General features: G+C 71.1%; 11 protein-coding genes. 1 reads left to right on the top strand and 10 read right to left on the bottom strand.

What is annotated here, in order from left to right; all coding sequences use genetic code 11:
* The 10 genes from AC2XR2_RS38285 to AC2XR2_RS38240 form a co-directional block, all read right to left on the bottom strand.
* Positions 1 to 1,548 (bottom strand): right-handed parallel beta-helix repeat-containing protein, encoded by a 1,548-nt coding sequence (locus AC2XR2_RS38285; RefSeq protein WP_381295881.1) that lies wholly within the window; start codon positions 1,546 to 1,548, stop codon positions 1 to 3.
* Between the two features lie 8 nt (positions 1,549 to 1,556).
* Positions 1,557 to 3,497 carry a heparinase II/III family protein gene (locus tag AC2XR2_RS38280; RefSeq protein ID WP_491517598.1) on the bottom strand — a complete coding sequence of 647 codons (1,941 nt, stop codon included), beginning with the start codon at positions 3,495 to 3,497 and terminating at the stop codon, positions 1,557 to 1,559.
* On the bottom strand, positions 3,494 to 5,668 hold the full coding sequence (locus tag AC2XR2_RS38275; protein ID WP_491517597.1) for a bi-domain-containing oxidoreductase: 2,175 nt from the start codon (positions 5,666 to 5,668) through the stop codon (positions 3,494 to 3,496). Before AC2XR2_RS38275 ends, AC2XR2_RS38280 begins: the two co-directional genes overlap by 4 nt.
* A 16-nt stretch (positions 5,669 to 5,684) precedes the next feature.
* A complete protein-coding gene (asnB, locus tag AC2XR2_RS38270; RefSeq protein ID WP_491517596.1) occupies positions 5,685 to 7,619 on the bottom strand; it encodes an asparagine synthase (glutamine-hydrolyzing) in 1,935 nt (644 codons plus the stop codon).
* 3 nt (positions 7,620 to 7,622) lie between these two features.
* Positions 7,623 to 9,143 carry a Wzz/FepE/Etk N-terminal domain-containing protein gene (locus AC2XR2_RS38265; RefSeq protein WP_491517595.1) on the bottom strand — a complete coding sequence of 507 codons (1,521 nt, stop codon included), beginning with the start codon at positions 9,141 to 9,143 and terminating at the stop codon, positions 7,623 to 7,625.
* Positions 9,140 to 10,510 carry a Wzz/FepE/Etk N-terminal domain-containing protein gene (locus AC2XR2_RS38260; protein WP_491517594.1) on the bottom strand — a complete coding sequence of 457 codons (1,371 nt, stop codon included), beginning with the start codon at positions 10,508 to 10,510 and terminating at the stop codon, positions 9,140 to 9,142. Before AC2XR2_RS38260 ends, AC2XR2_RS38265 begins: the two co-directional genes overlap by 4 nt.
* Positions 10,507 to 11,775 (bottom strand): glycosyltransferase family 4 protein, encoded by a 1,269-nt coding sequence (locus tag AC2XR2_RS38255; RefSeq protein ID WP_449350409.1) that lies wholly within the window; start codon positions 11,773 to 11,775, stop codon positions 10,507 to 10,509. Before AC2XR2_RS38255 ends, AC2XR2_RS38260 begins: the two co-directional genes overlap by 4 nt.
* Entirely contained in the window at positions 11,765 to 13,081 is a 1,317-nt protein-coding gene (locus tag AC2XR2_RS38250; RefSeq protein ID WP_330263085.1) for a nucleotide sugar dehydrogenase, read from the bottom strand. The genes AC2XR2_RS38255 and AC2XR2_RS38250 overlap by 11 nt, the downstream gene beginning before the upstream one ends.
* Before the next feature lie 73 nt (positions 13,082 to 13,154).
* Positions 13,155 to 14,633 carry a sugar transferase gene (locus AC2XR2_RS38245; protein WP_463309942.1) on the bottom strand — a complete coding sequence of 493 codons (1,479 nt, stop codon included), beginning with the start codon at positions 14,631 to 14,633 and terminating at the stop codon, positions 13,155 to 13,157.
* A gap of 767 nt (positions 14,634 to 15,400) precedes the next feature.
* Complete coding sequence (locus AC2XR2_RS38240) at positions 15,401 to 17,215, bottom strand: ABC transporter ATP-binding protein (RefSeq protein WP_381295864.1); 1,815 nt, start codon at positions 17,213 to 17,215, stop codon at positions 15,401 to 15,403.
* A gap of 167 nt (positions 17,216 to 17,382) precedes the next feature.
* Between AC2XR2_RS38240 and AC2XR2_RS38235 the strand changes: the two genes are divergently transcribed.
* A complete protein-coding gene (locus AC2XR2_RS38235; protein WP_491517593.1) occupies positions 17,383 to 20,343 on the top strand; it encodes a 3-keto-alpha-glucoside-1,2-lyase-like domain-containing protein in 2,961 nt (986 codons plus the stop codon).
* Positions 20,344 to 20,394 lie beyond the last annotated feature (51 nt).

Raw genomic sequence — 20,394 nt, 5'->3', positions numbered from 1 at the left:
TCAACCACCGGCCTTCGGGTCGGAGTCGAGGGTGCTGCCCGTGTCCTGCCGGTACGGCGTGCCCTGCCACTGCGGGAAGTCGAGCACGCGGGCCGGGTCGTGGGCGACGAACGTCCATGGTCCGACGTAGACGTTGTCGTGCCAGCGGTTGTGCTGCTTCTGCGTGATCGCGTCGGCCACCTTCTCGCCCTTGTAGGGCGACCAGTCCGGATAGGTGCCGTAGTTGGACAGCACCGCCATGCGGTCGCATTTCGTCGTGCAGTCGACGACGGACTTGTCGAGCACGAAGCGGTTGTCGTGGATGTCCACCCGCTGGGTCTTCCACCGGCAGTCGGCGTAGAGCGGCGCCTTGTCGATCGCCGGCTTCGCGCAGCTGCCGGTCTTCTTCACCAGCAGCGTGCAGTCACCGGAGGAGGTGTTGGCCGGGCTGTTGCAGAACCGGTCGGCGTTCTCCCACAGGGTGATCCCGGACCAGTTGTTCTCCAGCAGGTTCCGGTAGATCTCGATCTTGTCGGTGCGCGCCTTGACCCGTGGTTCGCCGCCCGACTCGGACAGGTAGATCGTCGCGAACGGGAAGCTGTCGCCCTTGTCGGCGGCCTTGCGGCCCTCGACCCAGTTGTTCCGCCGGATCGTGTTGTTGCGGATGATCGCGTTGTAGCTGATCTCGTAGATCAGCGCGGCACCGTCGTTGGCCTCGATCACGTTGTTCTCGATGAGGAAGTCGTTGTTGTTGGTGTCCGCCCACAACCCGGTGCCCCGGTTGTCGTGCACCCAGTTGCCCCGTACGTCGGCGCCGTCGACCTCCCAGAACTTGATGCCTCCGGTGCAGCCGCAGCCCGGCTTGCGCCGCTCCCAGTCGCCGGTGTTGTTGCCCACGATCTCGTTGCCCTCGACCACCAGGCCGGTGATACGGCCGTTGCCCTTGTACGCGTTCATGCCGTACTGGCCGTTGTTCCGCAGGCAGTTGGCGCGGACCTGCTGACGGGCTCCGGCCATCAGCCCGGCGCCGTCGTTGTCCTGGATCGTCGAGTCCTCGATCACCCATCCGTCGGCCGAGTCGTGGTTGACCACGCCCTCGTCGGACGGCGCCGCGAAGCGCTGCACGGTCAGGTGGCGGATGGTGACGTCGGGGGCGCTGCCGCTGAACGCGTACTGGTTCTTCTTCCCGCCGTCGAGCACCGCGCCCGGCGCACCGAGGTAGCGGTCCCCCTTCTTGGGGACGACCTGGGCGAAGCGGTCCGGGTCGAGCCGGTGCGTGCCCGGCCGCAGCCAGAACGTGGTGTTCGGGGGGCTGCTCTTGGTCTTGGCCGCGAGGTCGCCGACCTTCCCGGGGTCGACCGTCACCGCGCCCGCGGGTGCCTTGGCCGGCCCGGCCGCGGGGTTGGCGCACACCCGGGCCAGTGACTCGGACCGGGCCCCGGACGTGGTCGGCACGGCGGCCGGTTTCGCGTCGGCTTCCGGCGTGCCGCTGTCACAGCCGGTCGCGGCCAGCAGGGCCAGCGCCAGCGGTGCCACCGCCCACGCCCAGGGCCGCCTCTTGATCGCCACGTGCCCTCCTAGCCGCGGAACCCGAGCACGGTGGTGAAAGCCTCCGTGCCGTCGGTGGTGCCGGTGCCGATCAGGGTGGTGGCGGGTTCCTTGCGCCCGAATCCTTCGGAGTACCAGCCCAGCGGCGGTTCGTTCTCGCCGCGGTGCGCCTGCCAGGACAGCCCCTCGGGCAGGTCGAGTACGGCGGAGCGGTCCTCGCCGTCGCGGGTCCAGGTGAGCCGGGCCCGGTTGCCGACCAGGTCGGCGGTGATCGCGGGGCCGAGGTGGAACGCCAGCCGCACCGCCCGGTTCGGGCCGCTCACCTCGTCGACCAGCCGCAACTCCTGGCTCTCGGCGGTCAGTTCCACCCGGCGGCGGTGCACGGACCCCTGGTAGCCGTCGTGTTCGGCGGACCAGCGGGCCACCTCGCCGGATGTGTCCGCCGTCAGGACACGGGTCCGGGCATGCCTGGTCCACAGGAACGGTCCGCCGGAGACGGACTGGTCGGCGCCGTCCAGCTCCAGGGTGTTGTGGCCGAGGGTCGAGCGGAAGTACCGCCGCCACTCGGGCTGCCCGTGGTAGCAGTACGTCCCCGGGTCGGCGAGCACGTCGACCCCGTCGTGCCGGACCTCCACGGACAGCGCGTCCGCGTGGGCGTGCGCGGCGATGGACAGGAAGCCGTGCGGCCCGCCGTCGCAGCGGCACCAGATCTCCTCCGGGCCGCGCAGGATCGTCATGCCCGCGTCGGCGAAGTGCGCCGGTCGGCTCGCCGGCCGGGTCACGGACAGTCGGGCGGGCTTGGCGAGCGCGGCCAGCAGCGGGGTGCGCACATCGGTGGCGGTCACCTCCGGCCACCAGTCGAGCCGGCCGAACACGGCGTCCCCGGTGGCCAGCAGGGAGGCCCAGCGGTCGGTGCCCGCGCCGTCCACGATCAGACCGTGTCCGTCGTCCGCGTCCCCCTGTCGCGGCGGCCGGAGCCGGTTGTCCACGACGGCCGCGAGCGCGTCGGTCATGCGCAGCAGCACCAGCCGGGTCGTCGCGGGGACCGGCACGCCCGCGGCGTCGGCCTCGGCCAAGGCGGCCAGGCCGAGCTCCAGGACCAGTCCGTGGTACTCGGTGGCCAGCTCGCGGTTGAGGCCGGAGCCGAAGGTGTTGGCGCGCAGCTGCCCGTCCAGCGAGCGCAGCGCGGCGGCCCGCCAGCGCGCCGACTCGGGGAACCAGTCGAACGCGCAGGCCGCGGCGAACTGACCGGCGTCCTCGGCGATGACGTGGTTGTTCGCCGAGGAGCCCCGGCTGGGGAAGGCGGCCAGCCAGCGCTGGTGGTGCCAGATCTGGTTCCGCGCCACCGGGTTGCCCTCGAACAGCTCGGCCGCGCCCGGCCAGCCGTCGAGCAGCCGGCGGACCCACACCCAGGACAGCAGCCGGATGCCCAGCTCGATACCGCTGATCCAGTGGACGCCGCGCAGCGGCGGGTTGGCCTCCCACCACGACCGCAGGTGCTCGGCCACGCGCTCGGCGTACCGCTCGTTCCCGGTGAGCGCGTAGGCCGCCGCGAGCTGGGTGAGGTGGTGGTGCCGGGACGGCTCCCAGATCTGCTTGATGTCCCCGACCGCGTCCTCACTGCGGTACGGCACGTCGAAGGCGTAGCCCGCGGGGGCCCGGCGCCCGGTCTTCGGGTCGCGCCACCAGTCCGGGTCGGCCATGTCGTCGCGGACCACGCCGAAGAACTCGGCGTGCCCGTCCATCAGCCGGTCCGCCTCGGCGACGAGGCGTTTCGCGGCGTCGGCGGGTACGGCGGAGAGCGCCCCGGCGGGCAGTACGGCGGTGAACCGGGCGCCGGTCACGCTGGGGCAGTCGGGCGGCGCCGACCGCCAGCGCCGTCTGCGCACCGTGTCACTGACCCGGCCGGCGATCTCCTGCGGCCCCATCCGGGACAGCCGCCGGAGGTACCAGCCCACGCTCATGGTCACTTGGACCTCGCCAACGTCACCGGCACGCCACCGGCCAGGCCGGTCTGCACGGCGAGGGTGGCCGCCGTGGTGGCGACGAGCGACTCCAGCGGCACCGGCATCGGTCCCCCGGTGCGGACCGCCTTGACGAACGCGGCCAGTTCGGCGTTCTGGCCCTTGTCCCGGGCCTTGGGCAGCCGCGAACTGACCCACTTCTTACGGCCGTACACCGAGGCCCGCACGAAGTCGTCGAGGCGCAGCGCGCGGCCGTCCGCGACCAGGTCCAGCGTCTCCTTGGGGAAGCCGGACGGGCCGGTGGTGACGTAGCTGATGGTGGCGGTGGACCCGTCCGGGTAGCGCAGCACGACCTGGAGGTCCTGGTTGTCGGACGTGGCGGTCGCGTACACCGAGACCGGGTCCGCGTCGAGCAGCCAGCTCGCCGTGTCGATGAAGTGGCCGCCCTCGCCGGCGAACCGGGAGCCCTCGGTGCCCTGCTGGAGGTACCAGCTGCCGTGCGTGAGGCGGCCCGCGTTGACCAGGTAGCGCAGGTGCGCCGGGCCGGTCCGGGGGCCGAACTGCTTCCTGGCCTCGTGGAGCAGCGGGGCGAACCGGCGGTTGAAGCCCACCTGGAGCCGGTCGTTGCCGGACTCCTCCACCGCCGCGAGCACGCCGGCCAGTTCGTTTTCGGTGAGGGCGAGGGGCTTCTCCACGAACACCGTCTTGCCGGCCAGGAGGGCCTGCCGGGTCAGTTCGGCGTGCGAGCTGTGCCGGGTGACGACGAACACCGCGTCGATGGACTTGTCGCCGAGGACGGCGTCGAGGTCGGTGGTCGCGTCCTTGAAGCCGAACTTGCGCTGCGCGTTGGCTCCGGACAGCGCCGTCGTGGTGACGACGGTCGACAGCTCGACGCCCTCGCGCTGGGCCAGGTGCGGCAGCAGCATCGACGTCGCGTAGTTCCCGGCGCCGACGAACGCCAGACGCACCGGAGTCCTGGCGGCCGGGGCGGGACTCGGCTTCACGGTCACGGCGGGCACCGCCACCGACGGGGCCTCGGCCTCCTGGGCGTCCTGTCCGGGGTACCGGAACAGCGCGGTGACGGCCTTCAGCTCGCCGTCCTTCAGGCGCCGGTAGGTCTCGACGGCGTCGTCGAAGTCGGCGACGTGGGAGATCAGGGGCTCCACGTCGACCTTGCCGCGGGCGGCGAGGTCGAGGAAGCAGGCCAGGTTGCGGCGCTCGGTCCAGCGGACGTAGCCGATCGGGTAGTCGCGTCCCTCCAGCTCGTACGACGGGTCGTAGCGCCCGGGGCCGTAGCTGCGGGAGAAGCGGACGTCGAGTTCCTTCTCGTAGTACGCGTTCCACGGCAGGTCGAGGCGGCACTTGCCGATGTCGACGACCCGGCCGCGGTCCCGGGCCAGCTTGGCGGCCAGCTCGACGGGCTGGTTGCTGCCGCCGCCGGCGGCCAGGTACACCTGGTCCACGCCGTGTCCGTCGGTGAGTTCGGCGACGGCGTTCTCCACAGCGGTGGAGCCGGGGTCACCACAGGCCGCGGCGCCCAGGCGCTCGGCGAGCTCGCAGCGCGCCGGGTCGGGGTCGGCGCCGACGACGCGGACGCCCGCGGCGGCCAGGAGCTGCACCACCAGCTGGCCGATCAGCCCGAGGCCGATGACCAGGGCCACCTCGCCGAGCTGCGGCTCGCCCTGGCGGACGCCCTGCAGGGCGATGGACCCGACGGTGCCGAAGGCCGCGTGCTGCGGTGCGAGACCGTCCGGCACCGGGACGTAGAGGTTCTTCGGCACCCAGTTGAGCTCGGCGTGCAGCGCGTGCTCGTTGCCGGCGCAGGCCACCAGGTCGCCGACCTTCACGTCGTCGACGCCGGCGCCGACCTGCTCGACCACTCCGCACAGCGAGTAGCCGAGCGGCGTGTAGGAGTCCAGCTTGCCCATCACCTTGCGGTACGTGGCGGGCACCCCGTTGGTGGCCACGCTCTGCATGACCTTGGCCACCTGGTCGGGGCGGGAGCGGGCCTTGCCCAGCATCGACATGCCGGCCTCGGACACCTTCATCAGCTCGGTGCCGGTGGAGATCAGCGAGTAGGCGGTGCGGACCAGCACACCGCCCGGCTTGCACCCCGGCACCGGCACGTCGAGCACCGCCAGCTCGCCGCTCTTGTAGTTCTGTACGACCTGTTTCACCGAAGTCCCCTGATTCCTAAGCCGTTTGCCGAGTGCTCTGGCCGGACCCGGAGGTCGCGCCGCGGTACCAGTACTCGAGGGTCAGCACATGCCACAGATGCTTGGAGAAGTCCTGCTGTCCGGCGGCGTCCTCGGCGACCATCCGGTTCAGCGCGTCACGGCGCAGGAACCCGGAACGCACGAGCTCGCCGTCGTTGACCACCTCGCGCACCAGCGGTGCCAGGTCCCGGCTCATCCAGGCCCGCAGCGGGGCGCTGAACAGGCCCTTGGGCCGGTAGACGATCTCCCGGGGCAGGATCGAGGTGGCCGCCTCCTTGAGGACCGCCTTGCCCTGCCGTTTGACGATCTTGCGGTTGCCGGGCACCGCGAACGCCGCCTTGACCACCTCGACGTCCACGTACGGCACCCGTACCTCGGTCGAGGCGGCCATGCTGGAGCGGTCCGTGTAGGTGAGGTTCAGGCCCGGCAGGAACATCCGGGCGTCGCCCAGGCACATGCGGTTGACGAAGTCGTCGAGCTCGTTGTCCTGGTAGATGTCCGCGTGCTCGGTCAGGACGTCGTCGACCGTGCCGGCCAGGTCCGGGTCGACCAGGGCGAGCAGCTCGTCCTGGTCGTACATGGTGTAGCTGCGCCGGAACGCGGTCTCCTCCGGCAGGTCGGCGAAGGACAGGAACCGCTTCGCGAAGCGCACCGAGCGCAGTCCCCGGCGGGACGTGGCGACCGGCAGCCGGTCCACGACCGCGGACGCCCCGCGCCGCAGGGGTCGCGGGACGCGCTGGTAGCGCAGGGCGAGGAGGTTGGCCAGGTGCTTGCGGTAGCCGGCGAACAGCTCGTCGGCGCCCATCCCGGAGAGCATCACCTTGACCCCGGCCTCCCGGGCCGCCTGGCAGATCAGGAAGGTGTTGATCGCGGCGGGGTCGCCGATCGGCTCGTCCAGGGAGTACGTCATCTGCGGCAGCAGGTCGAGCACGTTCGGGGCGATCTCGATCTCGTGGAGGTCGACGCCGAACTGCTGGGCCACCTGCCGGGCGTAGCGCAGGTCGTCGGGCATGGCCTCGAACCGGGCGTCCTCGGCGCGGAACCCGATCGTGTAGGCGGAGATCCCCGGCTGGTGGCGGGCCGCGAGGGCGGTCAGCCAGCTCGAGTCGAGGCCGCCGGACAGGAAGGTCGCCACGGGGACGTCGGAGAGCAGGTGGCGCCGGGTCGACTCCTCGACGACGGTGGCCAGGTCCGGCTGTTCACCGGCCCGGGCCCGTGCCTGGCCCTCTGCCGCGACGTCCTTCAGGTTCCAGAACCGGCCGCGCTGCACCTGGCCGTCGGGCCGGATCCGCAGCCAGCTCCCCGGCGGCAGCTTCTCCGCCTCGCGGAAGGCGCACCGGGAGTCCGGCACCCAGTAGTAGAGGAGCGAGGCCACCAGTGCCGCGTGGTCCACCTCCAGCTTGCCGCCGGTGGCGGCGGCGAGCGCCTTGAGTTCGGAGGCGAACGCCAGGCCCCCGTCGCGCCGGATCAGGAACAGCGGCTTGATGCCCAACTGGTCGCGGACCAGCACCAGTTCGCCGGTGCGCTCGTCGAAGACGCCGAACGCGAACATGCCGCGCAGCCGGGGCAGGCAGTCCGTGCCCCAGCGCCGCCAGGCCTCGAGGAGTACCTCGGTGTCGGAGGTGCCGCGGAAGCGCACCCCGGCGGCCTCCAACTCGGCCCGCAGTTCGGGCGCGTTGTACAGCTCGCCGTTGTACGTCAGGACGAGGCTGTCCTTGGCCATCGGCTGGGCGCCGGTCTCGGACAGGTCGATGATGGACAGCCGGCGGTGCCCGAGCTGCACCTCGCCGTCACCGACGGGGTGCCCGTAGCGGCCCGACCCGTCCGGGCCGCGGTGGGCGAGGGTGTCGGTGAGCCGGTCGGTCACGATCTTGCCGTCCGGCCATCGGTACGTCCCTGCGATGCCACACATGTGCTACCGCACCTCCTGGTCGCTGTCCGGGATCCGTGCGGCCCACATCGGCTGTCGTTCCGTCTTCACCTGGCCGTTCCCGTTCTGCCGGGCCGTCCGCTCGCTGTGTCCCCGCAGCGCGACGTGCAGCCCGTCCCAGAGCGTGCCGTCGGTCCGGTCCCGTGGATCGGGGTCGATCAGCACCACACCGACCACCGCGATGCGCTGGTCCGCGAGTTGCCGCGCCACGGTGTGCAGCCAGGCGGCGCTGCCGTGCCCGGCGCGCACCACGAGCACGGTCTGGGTACCGAGGTACTGGAGGTCGGTCCACGCGGTGCCGGGTGCCACCGAACCGACGCCGAGCAGGCGCCCGTGGTCCGGCACGCTCGTGGCCTGTGCGCCGCTGACCACGGTGGGGTCCCCGGGCTTCGGGCGGCGGCGGGAGAGCTCCGAGCCCGGCAGGCCGTCGACGACGACCACGGGCCCGTCGGCCGCCAGTGCCCTGGCGACGTTCAGGGCGATCGCGCTGGTGCTGCGCGCGCAGCCCAGTTCCAGCAGCGACAGCGGTTCCGCGGAGCCGCGCGCGGTGCGGGCCAGGGACGCGGTGAGCCGTTCCCGGGCCAGCCGGGTCCGTCGGCGCTGCCACGGCCTGCCAGAGCGGCGGGGCAGCTCCGAGATGACCGAGGCCCCCAGGTTCGCCGCGATGTCCCGGCGCAGTACGGGGCGGTCCGCGACCACCACGCCGACCGCGGCCAGCGCGAGCCCGAGGAAGAGCCCGAGGACGAGCCCGATCCCGGCGTCGGTGGCGGCGGCCTTGGGCAGGGAGTGCCGTACCGCGCTCGGGGCGTCCACGATCTGCGTGCCGGCGATGACCGCGGGCGTGCCGGTGCGGGCGTCGGCGGCGCGCTGGTCGAAGTCGGCGATCCGCGAGTTGAGTTCGGCCCGGCGGGCGTAGAGCGACTCGATGGTCGCCGCGCCCGTCACCTCGCCGGTCGTGGCTCGTTCGTTGATCTCCTTGTTGACCGTGGCCAGCTCGCGGCGGGTGCGGTCACGCTGGTCGAGCAGGGCCTTGGACTCGGCCTGCGCGGTGGCCTTCATCCGCTGCACGTGGTCCGCGACGAACGCGTCGGCCAGTGCCTTGGCCCGGGCCACCGCCTGTGCGTCGTCGTCGCCGGTCACATCGATCTGGAGCAGGTTGTTGGTGAGGCCGGTGCCCCGGTAGTCCTTCATGAAGTCCTCGGGCTTCTCCGGGGACTTCAGGGACTTCAGGGCCGCGTCGGCGATGCGCGTGGTCTGCAGCAGCGCGACGTCGGTGCGGATCAGCGTGCCGGTGTCGTTGGGCTGGTCCTCCGCGTGGGCGACCAGCACCTTGGTCATCGCGCTCGGCGGTGGCGGCAGCAGAACCGCCACCGCCAGGCCGGCCAGGAAGCCCAGGGCCGCCATGGCGCACCACAGGCGGCGGCGCCTGCGCACCGCCACCACCAGTGCCTGCACGTCCAGGAGCGGGGTGGCGGCCGACTCCGTTGAAGTCGTGTTCGTGGTCACGCCCGACCTCCCGTCGCGCGGGGAACCGCGAACGTCAGCGTGGCGTCGTCCGGCAGGTCGGCGGCGGCACGCGCGGGGCCGCCGGCCTGGACCGGGCCCGCGACGACGACGCCGACGATGTCGTGCCGGCCGTCCGCGCACGCCTCGGCGATGCCGGCGAGTTCCTCCGCGGTCCGGCTGTTCGCACTGAGGACCACCACGGCACCGTTCTCCGTCTCCCGGTCCGGCACGATCGGCCGGTCCACCGACACCTCCACCACCCGCAGCAGTGGATCGTTCTTGGCCTCGGCGAGGAGCTGCCCCGCCGCCCGGCGGGCGATCTCGTCGCCGTCCGGTACGACGACCAGCAGCCGCCGGGGAGCCGGCAGCTGCTCCCGGAGGCGGGCGCACACCCGCCGGTAACGGAGCCGTCGGCCGGCCTCGTCACCGGACTTCTGGAGGGGCGGTACGTCCCACCGGGTGTCGGCACCGACGAGCCGGCGGATCCGGGCCGTCCGGCCCCCGCCCCGCGACGCGTGCGCGGGCCATTCACCGGGCACGTCCACGGCGCCGAGCGGCGTCGAGCCGAGTGCCGCGGCGATCTCGGGTTCGGTGCGCAGTCGGCGGTTCATCCGTGCGGCGACGAGATGACCGAGGACCGCGAGCAGGAAGAACACCAGCGCCCCACCGACGGTGAGCTGAATCCTGGTCGGCGGCGCCTCGCCGGTGGGCCGGGGGGCCTCCCCCATGACGACCATGCCTGACTTGTCGGTCGACGGGTCGGCCTCTTCCAGCTTCTTCATGGCCGCCTCCAGCGAGGTGCGCAGGTTCTCGAGCGCCGTGCGGGACTGCACGCTCTCCACGGTCTGTCCCGGATCGGCCGCGTCGGCCAGCTCGGAGATGCGCCGGTTCGTCTCCGTCACCTGCTTGCGCAGCGCCTCGGTCTGCGCGGCCACCGAGGCGTCGGCGCCGCTGCCCGCGACCTGCGCGGCGAACTGCACGAACTGCTGGGCCACCCCGTCGGCGAGCCGCTGCGCGCGCTCCGGGGTGTCGGCCGTGCCCGAGATCGTGATGATGTTGCCGTCGGCGGCCGAGGCGCTCACGTCGTCCTGCAGCTCGGAGCGGCTGACGTCGGACCAGTGCAGGGCGTCGGCCGCACGGTCGACCACGGTCAGACTGGTGGCGATGTCGACCTGGGTGAGCAGCTCCCGTTCCTCCCACACCCCTGGCAGCAGTACCGGTGCCGACGCGGTGTACCGCGGCGGGAACACCAGCACCGAGGTGCCGTATCCGAACAGTGCGCCCACCACGGCGAGGACGGCCAGGAGCCGCCACCGCCGCCGGAGTATCCGCCCGATCGTGACGAGGCGGATGGTGTCTTCGTTCAACTGCGCTGCCTCTTCTTCCTTGTGCGCACCGGACCGCTCGCCGGCACCGCGTCGCGGTTCCGGCAGGCGGCGGTATAGGCGGCGAGCAGTGACGCCTGGGAATTGCTCCAGGAAAGCGGCCCGCCGATCCGCTCCTGGCCGATCTTGCCCATCCGGGCCCGCTGGTCCGGATCGTCCAGCAACTCCGTGATGAGCTCGGCGAACCGGGTCTCGTCGTTGGCCGGCGCGTAGACGGCGGCGTCACCGGCGGAGACGCGCGCCTCCTTCAGGTCGAAGGAGACGATCGGCCGGCCCATCGCCATGTACTCCAGGACCTTGTTCATGGTCGACACGTCGTTGAGCGGATTGCGCGGGTCGGGAGACAGGCACACGTCCGCGGTGGACAGGTAGCGCACCAGGTCGGCGTCGGGAATGCGCCCGGTGAACTGCACCTGGTCGGTGAGTCCGAGCTCCCGGGACAGCTCCACCATCGCGTCGTGGGCGTCGCCGGAGCCGACGAACACCGCGTGCCAGTCGGTCCGCCCGAACTCGTCGCGCAGCTTCGCGAGGGCGCGCAGGGCGTAGTCGACGCCGTCCTGCGGGCCCATCACGCCCAGGTAGCAGAGCAGATGGGGCTTGCCGCGCTTCAACTCCGGCTCGGGCGGCACCGGTTGGAACCGCTCGATCTGGGGCGCGCTGCGCACCACGTAGACGTCCTCGGGCCGCTTGCCGCCGCGGCTGACGGCGACGTCCTTGTAGCTCTCGTTCGTGGCGAGGACGATGTCCGCGGCCCGGTAGGTCCGCCGTTCCACGGCGCACACGGCGCGGTAGAGCAGGTCCTTGCCGCGGTCGAAGCGGGAGAGGTACAGCTCGGGCACCAGGTCGTGCTGGTCGAAGACGAACCGCGCGCCGCGCCGCCGCAGCCAGCGGGCCGACAGGAACAGCAGGTCGGGCGGGTTGCAGGCGTGCACCACGTGGACCGGGCCGACCTTGCGGGCCAGCCGGGCCGTGTGCCAGAGCGCGGAGCCGTACTCCTTGAGGTAGCCGGACGGGCCTCCGGTGGCGGCGCGCAGCGGGTAGCGGTGGATCCGCACCCCGTCGATCACCGCCTCCGGCTCCGTGTCCCGCTTCTCGCCCTGCGGGCAGATGACGTGGACCTCCCAGCCCGCGTCGCGCAGGGTCGTGCACTCCTGCCACACCCGTCGGTCGAACGGCACCGACAGGTTCTCCACCAGGATCAGCGCGCGCCGGCCGTTGCCGTCGCCGCTGACTTCGTTACCAAGCAAGGCCCATGTATCCCGGTTCGGTCCGGCGCGTCTCGGCGTCGGGAAGGCGGATGAGGTCGACTATCACCGGGCCGCCGCCATGAGGCAGGGCCGCGAGGACGGCCGGGTCTTTGGTCCCGACCAGGCACACCTCGGCATGGTCGAGCACCTCCTCGACGGAGTCCGCGAGCAGCTGCGCCAGGTGCGGCAGCCGGGTCTCGATGTACTCGCGGTTGGCGCCCATCAGCCGGGAGAGGCTCACGTTGGCGTCGTGGATCCGCAGGTCGTACCCCTTGCCGTGGAGCCGTTCCGCCAGTTCGACGAGCGGGCTCTCGCGGAGGTCGTCGGTGCCGGGCTTGAAGGACAGCCCGAACAGGCCCACCTTCCGCTTGCCGGTGCGCTCCACCAGGTCCACCGCGCGCTGGAGGTGGTCGGCGTTGGAGGCGAGCACGTGGGAGAGGATGGGCACCGAGACGTCGGCCCGCTGCGCCGCGTGGACCAGGCTGCGCAGGTCCTTGGGCAGGCAGGAGCCGCCGAAGGCGAAGCCGGGGCGCAGGTAGGCGGGGCTGATGTTCAGCTTGCGGTCGGCCAGGAAGACGTCCATCACCTGGTGCGAGTCCACGCCCAACGCCTGGCACACGGCGCCGAGTTCGTTCGCGAAGCCGATCTTGAGGCCGTGGAACGCGTTGTCCGCGTACTTGATCGCCTCGGCCGTCGGGACCGGCACCCGGAACACCTCGCCGGGCAGGCTCTCGTAGAGCGCGGCCACCACGTCGCCGCTGGCCTGGTCGAGTTCGCCGATGACCGTCTTGGGCGGGTCGAAGAAGTCCCGCACGCTGGTGCCCTCGCGCAGGAACTCCGGGTTGACCGCGACCCCGACGTCCACCCCGGCGGTGCCGCCGATGTTCTTCTCCAGGATCGGTACCAGGAGGTTCAGGCACGTGCCCGGGAGCATGGTGCTGCGGAACACCACGGTGTGCCGCCCGCCCCGCTCCGCCAGCGCGGCGCCGATCTCCTCGGTGACCCGCTCCAAGTAGGTGGTGCACAGGCTGCCGTTGGGCTCCGACGGGGTGCCCACGCAGATCAGCGACACCTCGCTGCCCATGATCGCCTCACGGACGTCGGTGGTGGCACGGAGTGCTCCGGTCCGCACGACGTCGGCGGTGAGTTCGCCGATCCGCTCCTCGACCACCGGGGCCTTGCCGTCGTTGACCAGGTCGACCTTCACCTGGTTGACGTCCACGCCGATGACCTCGTGCCCCATGCCGGCCAGGCACGCGGCCGACACGCAGCCCACGTAGCCGAGCCCGAACACGCTGATCTTCATGACCCGCTCCTCCCCCCGGCCAGGCCCTTGTGGCCTGCCGACTGCCCGCCGTCCGGGCGACGCCCCCCGCACATCAGTAGGCCCCCTGGCCGTAGAGCACCGCGCGCAGCGTCTTCCACAAGATCACCGCGTCCAGGGCGAGCGACCAGTCCTCTACGTACCGCAGGTCGAGGCGGACGGCCTCCTCCCACGGCAGGTCGCTGCGTCCGCTGATCTGCCACAGGCCGGTGAGGCCGGGCTTGACCAGCAGTCGCCGCCGGATGTCCGGGCCGTACGCGGCGGACTCCTCTGGCAGCGGAGGGCGCGGACCGACGAGCGACATCGATCCGGTGAGTACGTTGAAGAGCTGCGGGAGTTCGTCGAGCGAGTACCGGCGCAGCACGGTGCCGACCCGGGTCACCCGCGGGTCCCGGCGCATCTTGAACAGCAGCCCCGCGCCCTCGTTGCGGTCGGCCAGTTCGGCGCGTGCCAGGTCGGCCCCGACGACCATGGTGCGGAACTTGAGGATGGTGAACTCGCGGCCGTCCTTGCCGACTCGGCGCTGGCTGTAGAACGCCCCGCCCCGGCTGTCCGCCACCACGAGCAGTCCGACGAGGATCATCAGCGGCGCGAACAGGATCAGCAGGATCGCCGAGCCCAGCCGGTCGGCGACCGCCTTGATGGCCCGGCGGCCTCCGGTGAACGTCGGCATGCTGACCCGCAGCAGCGGGATCCCGAGCACGCCGTCGACGTGCAGTCGCGGGCCGGCCACCTCCATCAGCACCGGGGCCACGACCATCTCGGCCTCGCTGCCCTCGAGGTTCCAGGCCAGCCGCTGCAACCGCTCCGGTGTCCAGTACGGGTCCGGTGTGATCGCGACGACCCGGTAGCCGTCGTTCTCCACGTACTTGGCGACGTCCGTGAGCTGGCCGATGACCGGCACGCCGTCCAGTTCGTCAGCGTCGAACCCGCGGCCGTCCGTCGTGCACACCCCGTCCACCCGCCATCCGAGGTGGGGGAACTTGCGGGTGCGGCTGATCAGGTCGCTCACGGTGGCCGGGCTCCCGGCGGCGAGCACCGGTCTCAGGCACTGCCCTTCCTTGCGCTGCTTGTGCAGCCCGAGGCGGAGCACATAGCGCGCGGTCATGGTGACCAGCGCGATGGTGGGGATCGCGACGAAGATCCAGAGCTTGATGTTGCGTGAGGTGAGGGCGATCCCGCCGAGCGCGAGCACGACGGTCGCCGCGAACAGGGACCGTCCGAGCCTGCGGAACTCCTCGGCACCCTGGCCGAGCACGGCCGGTGCCCACGCCCGGCCCACCGCGAGCGCCGCCAGCACCAGCAGTTCGGTGCCGAACGCGAGAATGCCCCATTTCTCATGCCAGTTGGCCGCGTCCCGGGCCCCGAAGAACTCGCCGATCCCCGCCACCACGATGGCGGTGGTCAGGGTGTCGCTGGTGATCACGGTACGGCGGTACCGCTGCTCCCAGGCGTTCGCCGACTGGCCTGCCGCCCCACCCGTCAGACGCTCGTGCGCCGACGGAAGGGGCCGGACTATTCCCCCCTCCCGCACAGCACCCCCCCGGTCCCCTGTGGTACGACGTGGTTGCCAGACATCGTTCCTCCCCCCGGGAGGCCCCCGCCTCCCGCACCGTTCCTCGCAGGACCCCCCGCCCTGCGCCGCACTGTTCCTCCCGAGGGAGGCACCGCCCCCCACACACGCATGGCATGCCTACGTCAAGGTTGCGTAAAGAACACCCCTTGGCAGCAGCAGACTTGCTAGTTCCGTCAGCTCTCGCGTCGGGCAGGAACCTGCGGAAACCTCGGATGCCCCCTGCACCCGAAGCCCCCATCGGGCTCCGAGAACCCCTCACCCCCGAGCCTGGCGCCGAGACGTTTCTGCTCAGTATCCGCAGCGCTGGACCCATAGATCACTATTTGTCGCCCCGTGTCCCACCATGGGCAGCAAGGTCAATCTAGACCATCGAGACCCTTCTGCAAGGGGGGATGTGTGGAATATGTGCTTACGATTTGGAGATGGGGCAGTGGAGCCATCACTTCAGCGAGTGTTTCGGCCACGAAAGCGGGCCCCGTGACCTGCGGCGACGGGAGTTTCGTTTGCAGAGATGGTGTCCCGCGGGGGTGACCGCCGGGCGGCTCGGCCGATCAAGACGGCCGGATTCCGCAGGCCCGGCGGGACCGCTTGGCCGGACGGACTGTCCCAACTCGCCCCGGCTGGGGGCCTCGTGGAGGCCACCCGCCGGCAGCCGAAGGCCGGACCGGGCACCGACGGCCGCCGCTACCGCCGGTCCGGTTCCTCCGTGCCCCCGCTCGCCCCCTTCAGCGCAACTCGGCCTCGACGGGGTCGTCTTCGAGGAAACCCCCCGACTGGTGGTGCCACAGCTTCGCGTACGGCCCGTCCAGCGCGAGCAGCTCCTGGTGGCTGCCCTGCTCCACGATCCGCCCGCGGTCGAGGACGACGAGTTGGTCCATGCCCGCGACCGTGCTCAGCCGGTGCGCCACCACCAGCGCCGTCCGCCCCTCCATGAGCCGCCACAGCGCCTCCTGCACCAGGATCTCGCTCTCCGAGTCCAGGGCACTGGTCGCCTCGTCGAGCAGCAGGATCGGCGCGTCCCGCAGGATCGCCCGGGCGAGGGCGACGCGCTGGCGCTGGCCGCCGGACAGCTTCACGCCCCGCTCCCCCACCAGCGTGTCGAAGCCGTCCGGCAGCGCGTCGACGAACTCCGTGACGTGGGCCGCCTCGGCCGCGCGGCGGATCTCCGCCTCGGTGGCGTCCGGCCGGGCGAAGGCGATGTTGTCGCGCAGGGTGCGGTGGAACATCGCCGGGTCCTGGGGCACGTACGCCATCAGGCCGCGCAGGTCCCGCTGGCGCAGCCGGCTGATGTCCTGGCCGCCGACCAGGATCCGGCCGCCCTGGATGTCCTGCATCCGCAGCAGCAGCCGGGTGAGCGTGGTCTTGCCGCCGCCGGAGCGTCCGACCAGGCCGACCTTGGTCCCGGCGGGCACGACGAGGTCGAGCCCCTCGAAGAGCCGCTCCGCTCCCGCGTGGCTGAAGTTCACCCCTTCGAAGCGCACGTCGGCGGCCCCGGGCACCAGCGGCTCGGGCGACGGCGGGTCGAGCACGGTCGGCGGGCTCAGCAGCAGTTCGGTGAACTGCGCGGCCTCCGTCATCGAGCTCTCCAGCCTGCGGTAGATCTGGTTGAACTCGAACATGATCCGGGTCGCGTTGGAGTAGTAGGTGAAGGCGACCACCACCGCCTCCACGCCGTGCTCGCCGCCGCCCAGGGTCACCGCGAGCAGCAGGCCCAGCGCGTTGGTCAGCACGGACATCGGCGCGACGAAGGTGTCGATGCGCAGGTTGCCGTAGTCCCACGACCTGAGCATGAGCCGGCGTGAGGTCGCGACTCGGCTGCGGTGCTCGGCGGCCTCGCGCGCCTCGGCGCCGAACGCCCGGACGGTGTCCATGTTCATCAGGCTGTCGGCGACATGCCCGGACACCCGGGCGACCGCCGCCTCGCGCTCGGCGACCAGCCGCTGGCGGTGCCGGATGAGGGGGGCCGCGCAGAGGGCCGTCACCGCGATCATCGTCAACAGCCCCACGACGAGCAGCGGTTCGTACCGCCAGAGCACCACCGAGCCGAACAGCAGCGGTACGACGTTGCCGACGACCTGGAAGCACAGGGTGTCGACGAACGGCTCGAAACGGGTGGCGAAGCTCAGGACGCGCTTGGTGAGCGACCCGGCGAAGTTGTCGTGGAAGAACGTGGCGTCCTTGGCGAACAGTTCGTCCATGCCGATGACGTAGAGGTGCTCGATTCCGAGGGCGTCGAGGCGGTTCATGCAGTGCAGGGCGACCCGCCACAGTGCCTCCGCGAGGAGCAGGACACCGGCGAAACCCAGGATGTACGGCAGTGCCGACCCGACGGTGAGCTCGCCGCCGTCGGCGATGTCACCGGCGAGCTTCGCGACGACCAGGGGGGCTACGTAGTTGAGGCCGATGCCGCCCAGCGCGAACAGCAGCATGGCGGGAGCCGTCAGCCGGCGGAGTCGGCCCAACTCCCGTCCGTAGTAACGAAGTGCGAGGAGCACCGCGCCCTTGCGCGGTGTGACTTTCTCTGACTCAGGCGTCTGCATCCTAACCCTGTGTGTATGGGGAGTAGCGGTCCGAGTTCGGCAGTGTCCCGTGACGGCCGCCCCGCGGTCCACGCGTTTTACGGCGGGTGAGCCCGAGGGGGCGCCTCAATTCCCAAGTGACGCAAGGGGATTGACCCAGAAAGCGCTTGCCACCTACGGTCCCCCGAATGGGTATGCAGCGAAGATTCGGCTGGGCGTCACTGGCCGCGGCGACCACCATGGCACTGGCGGCAGGGGTGACCGCGGCCCCCGCCGCCCACTCCGCGGACGATCCCGTGCAGATCGTGGTCGACGGGCACGACGTACGCGCCGACAACGTGAACGGCCTCACCTACAAGGGCCTCGGCCTGCTCAGCTGCAACAGCACGAGCAATCTGCTGATGGACTACAAGGCGGAGCACCCGGAGCGCTACTGGCAGCTGATCAGGGTGCTGTTCGGCGGGCGGAACCCGCTGATCAACCACGTGAAGATCGAGATGGGTTCGGACACCAACACGTCGACCGGTTCCGACCCGGCGACCATGCGCACGGCGGACGAGCTCGCCGACGCGTCCCGCTCCCCCGGCTTCCAGCTGGCCGCCGACGCCAAGACGGTGAACCCGGGGCTGAAGGTCTCGATCCTGCGCTGGGTCATGCCCCAGTGGGTCCAGACCGAGTGGAACAAGGGCACCGGCACCGACGAGATGTACAAGTGGTACAAGGAGACGATCCTCGACGCGTACGAGAAGTACGGGTACATGGTCGACTACGTCAACCCGGACACCAACGAGACCACGAAGCCGGACCTCTCCTTCGTCAAGTGGTACAAGAACGCGCTGACGAACGACACCGAATTCGCCGACGCGCGCTACGGACTGACGCCTCGTCAGCAGGCGGCGGCCGAGAAGGCCTACCACGGCATCAAGATCGTCGCCTCGGACGAGAACACCACGAAGAACATCGGTCCGGCGATGCTCACGGACACCGAACTCTTCGGCATGGTCGACGCGGTGGGCTACCACTACACCACCGACGACCGGCTCGACGGCACCCCCGACAGCGCCACCTACCGGCCGTACACGAAGCTGGCGACCGGTGACAACGCCCACGGCCAGGACAAGGAGGTCTGGTACAGCGAGGGCGTCGGCTCCTTCGGCTGGACGGACTACCGGGTCAACAACACCGAGGGCCCGAACGGAGCGAGCACCGGCATCGGAGGCGTGCAGAGCGCGCTGGACCTCGCCAACCGCTCCGTGAAGAGCTACGCCAACTCCAAGCGGACGCACTACATCTTCCAGCCGGCGATCGGGGCCTTCTACGAGGGCGCCCAGTACAGCCACAAGGAGCTGGTCAGCGCCCGCGACCCGTGGTCGGGGAACATCCACTACGACGCGGCGCTGTATGTGATGCAGCACTTCACCCAGTTCGCGAGGACCGGCTGGGAGAACGACACCAACACGGCCGGCATCTGGCGCACCGTGCCCGAGGCGAGCTACAGCGGGGTGAGCGGCACCGAGAACGTCGACGGCTCGAACGGCGCGCCCAGTTACATGACGCTCGCCGACCCCAAGAAGAGGGACTTCTCGACGATCGCCGTCAACGACAGCGACCGGACGAAGAGTTATCGCATCAAGGCCGAGAACATGGACCTGGGCGACGACGCCACCCTGGAGGTCTGGGAGTCCCGCGCCGCCGACCCCGGCCAGGACTTCGACGCGAACTTCAAGCACCTCGCGGCCGAACTCCGCCCCGACGGCGACGGCTACTACACCTACCAGGTCAAGCCGCGCTCGATCGTCACGTTCACCACGCTCGACCGCAGCCACGACAAGGCGACGAAGCAGCGCCTGCCCGGGTCCGCGGCCCGCACGGTCCTGGACACCGACGCGAGCGGCAAGCGGCACGACACCCGCGACTCCGTCCTGTACGCCGACGACTTCGGGTACCGGGAGGAAGGCCGGGTCCGGGTCGGCACCGACAACGGGGCGCGCACGGTGTCCCGGTCGTACCTCGACTCCCGTGGCAACCAGCCCCGTTACCTGGTCGACCAGACGGGCGCGTGGGAGGTCGGCAAGGACGCGGGCGGCGACAACGTCCTCTACCAGTACCTGGACCAGTCCATGAAGGACACCGGCGCCTGGAACCGGAACACCCCCAACACCACGGTCGGCGACTTCCGTTGGGAGAACTACCGGGCCTCGGTCGACGTGTCCTTCCCGGACCCGCAGGGCGGTCTCGCGACCCTGGGCGTGCGCCAGCAGAAGGGCATGGCGGCGACCGACGCCGCGTACAGCATCGGGATCGGGCCGTCCGGGAACTGGACCTTCTCCCGCTACGGCACGGTGATCCGCACCGGGACGGTCCCCGCCTCCGACGGCTACCGCCTCGCCGTCGAGGCCAAGGGAGCCCACGTCACCGTCTCCGTCGACGGACAGGCCGTCGCCGACTACCAGGACCCGACGCCGGCGAGCGAGGGCCGCGTCAAGCTGGGCACCGACTTCCACAAGGTCGCGTTCGACAACCTGAAGGTGGAGAAGGTCGCCGGATACACGCCGTACGCCGGCACGCTCACCGACAACATGGACGGCTCGGTGGTCTACGGCGGCACGTGGAGCCGGAACGCCTCCCTCGGGGACGCGATGAACTGGTACCGGACGACGTCGACCGGTTCCACCTCCGGTGCGACGGTCACCGTCCCGTTCTCCGGCACGGGCGTCGACGTCATCGGCGGCAACGACGGCAGTGCCGTCCTCGACGTCGCCGTGGACGGACGGCCGATCGCGCGGGACGTCAGGACGGTCGCCACGGACAAGCGCCAGGCCACCTACTCGCTCCGCGGCCTGCGGGAGGGCCGGCACACGGTGACGTTCACCCTGAAGTCCGGGAAGCTCGTCCTCGACGCGTTCACCGCGCTCTCGGGCGACGTGGACGGCCGGGTCGACACCACCACGCTGCGCGCCGCTCTGGACGCGGTGGGATCCCCGGACCGGACGGACTGGACGGCGGACTCCTGGGCCGTCTTCAGCGCCACCCGCTCGGCGGCCAGGGCGGCCGTGGACGGGCAGCGCGGCCTCGACACCCTCGGCGTGGACCAGCTCGCGAGCAGGCTCACCGCCGCGTACGAGGGGTTGGTGCGCAAGGACGCCTGACCGGCGCGGGCTGCCCACCGGTGGCGAGGTGGGCAGCGGCGACCTGTGGAG

It is taken from the genome of Streptomyces sp. LS-MS-L19 (genome assembly GCF_058382285.1).
This window is presented reverse-complemented; position numbering and strand designations above follow the sequence as displayed.

What these genes read in the sequence shown, in the direction of transcription:
- asnB (WP_491517596.1), bottom strand. Translation starts at nt 7,619, where the DNA reads ATGTGTGGCATCGCAGGGACGTACCGATGGCCGGACGGCAAGATCGTG.
- AC2XR2_RS38250 (WP_330263085.1), bottom strand. Translation starts at nt 13,081, where the DNA reads ATGAAGATCAGCGTGTTCGGGCTCGGCTACGTGGGCTGCGTGTCGGCC.
- AC2XR2_RS38240 (WP_381295864.1), bottom strand. Translation starts at nt 17,215, where the DNA reads ATGCAGACGCCTGAGTCAGAGAAAGTCACACCGCGCAAGGGCGCGGTG.
- AC2XR2_RS38235 (WP_491517593.1), top strand. Translation starts at nt 17,383, where the DNA reads ATGGGTATGCAGCGAAGATTCGGCTGGGCGTCACTGGCCGCGGCGACC.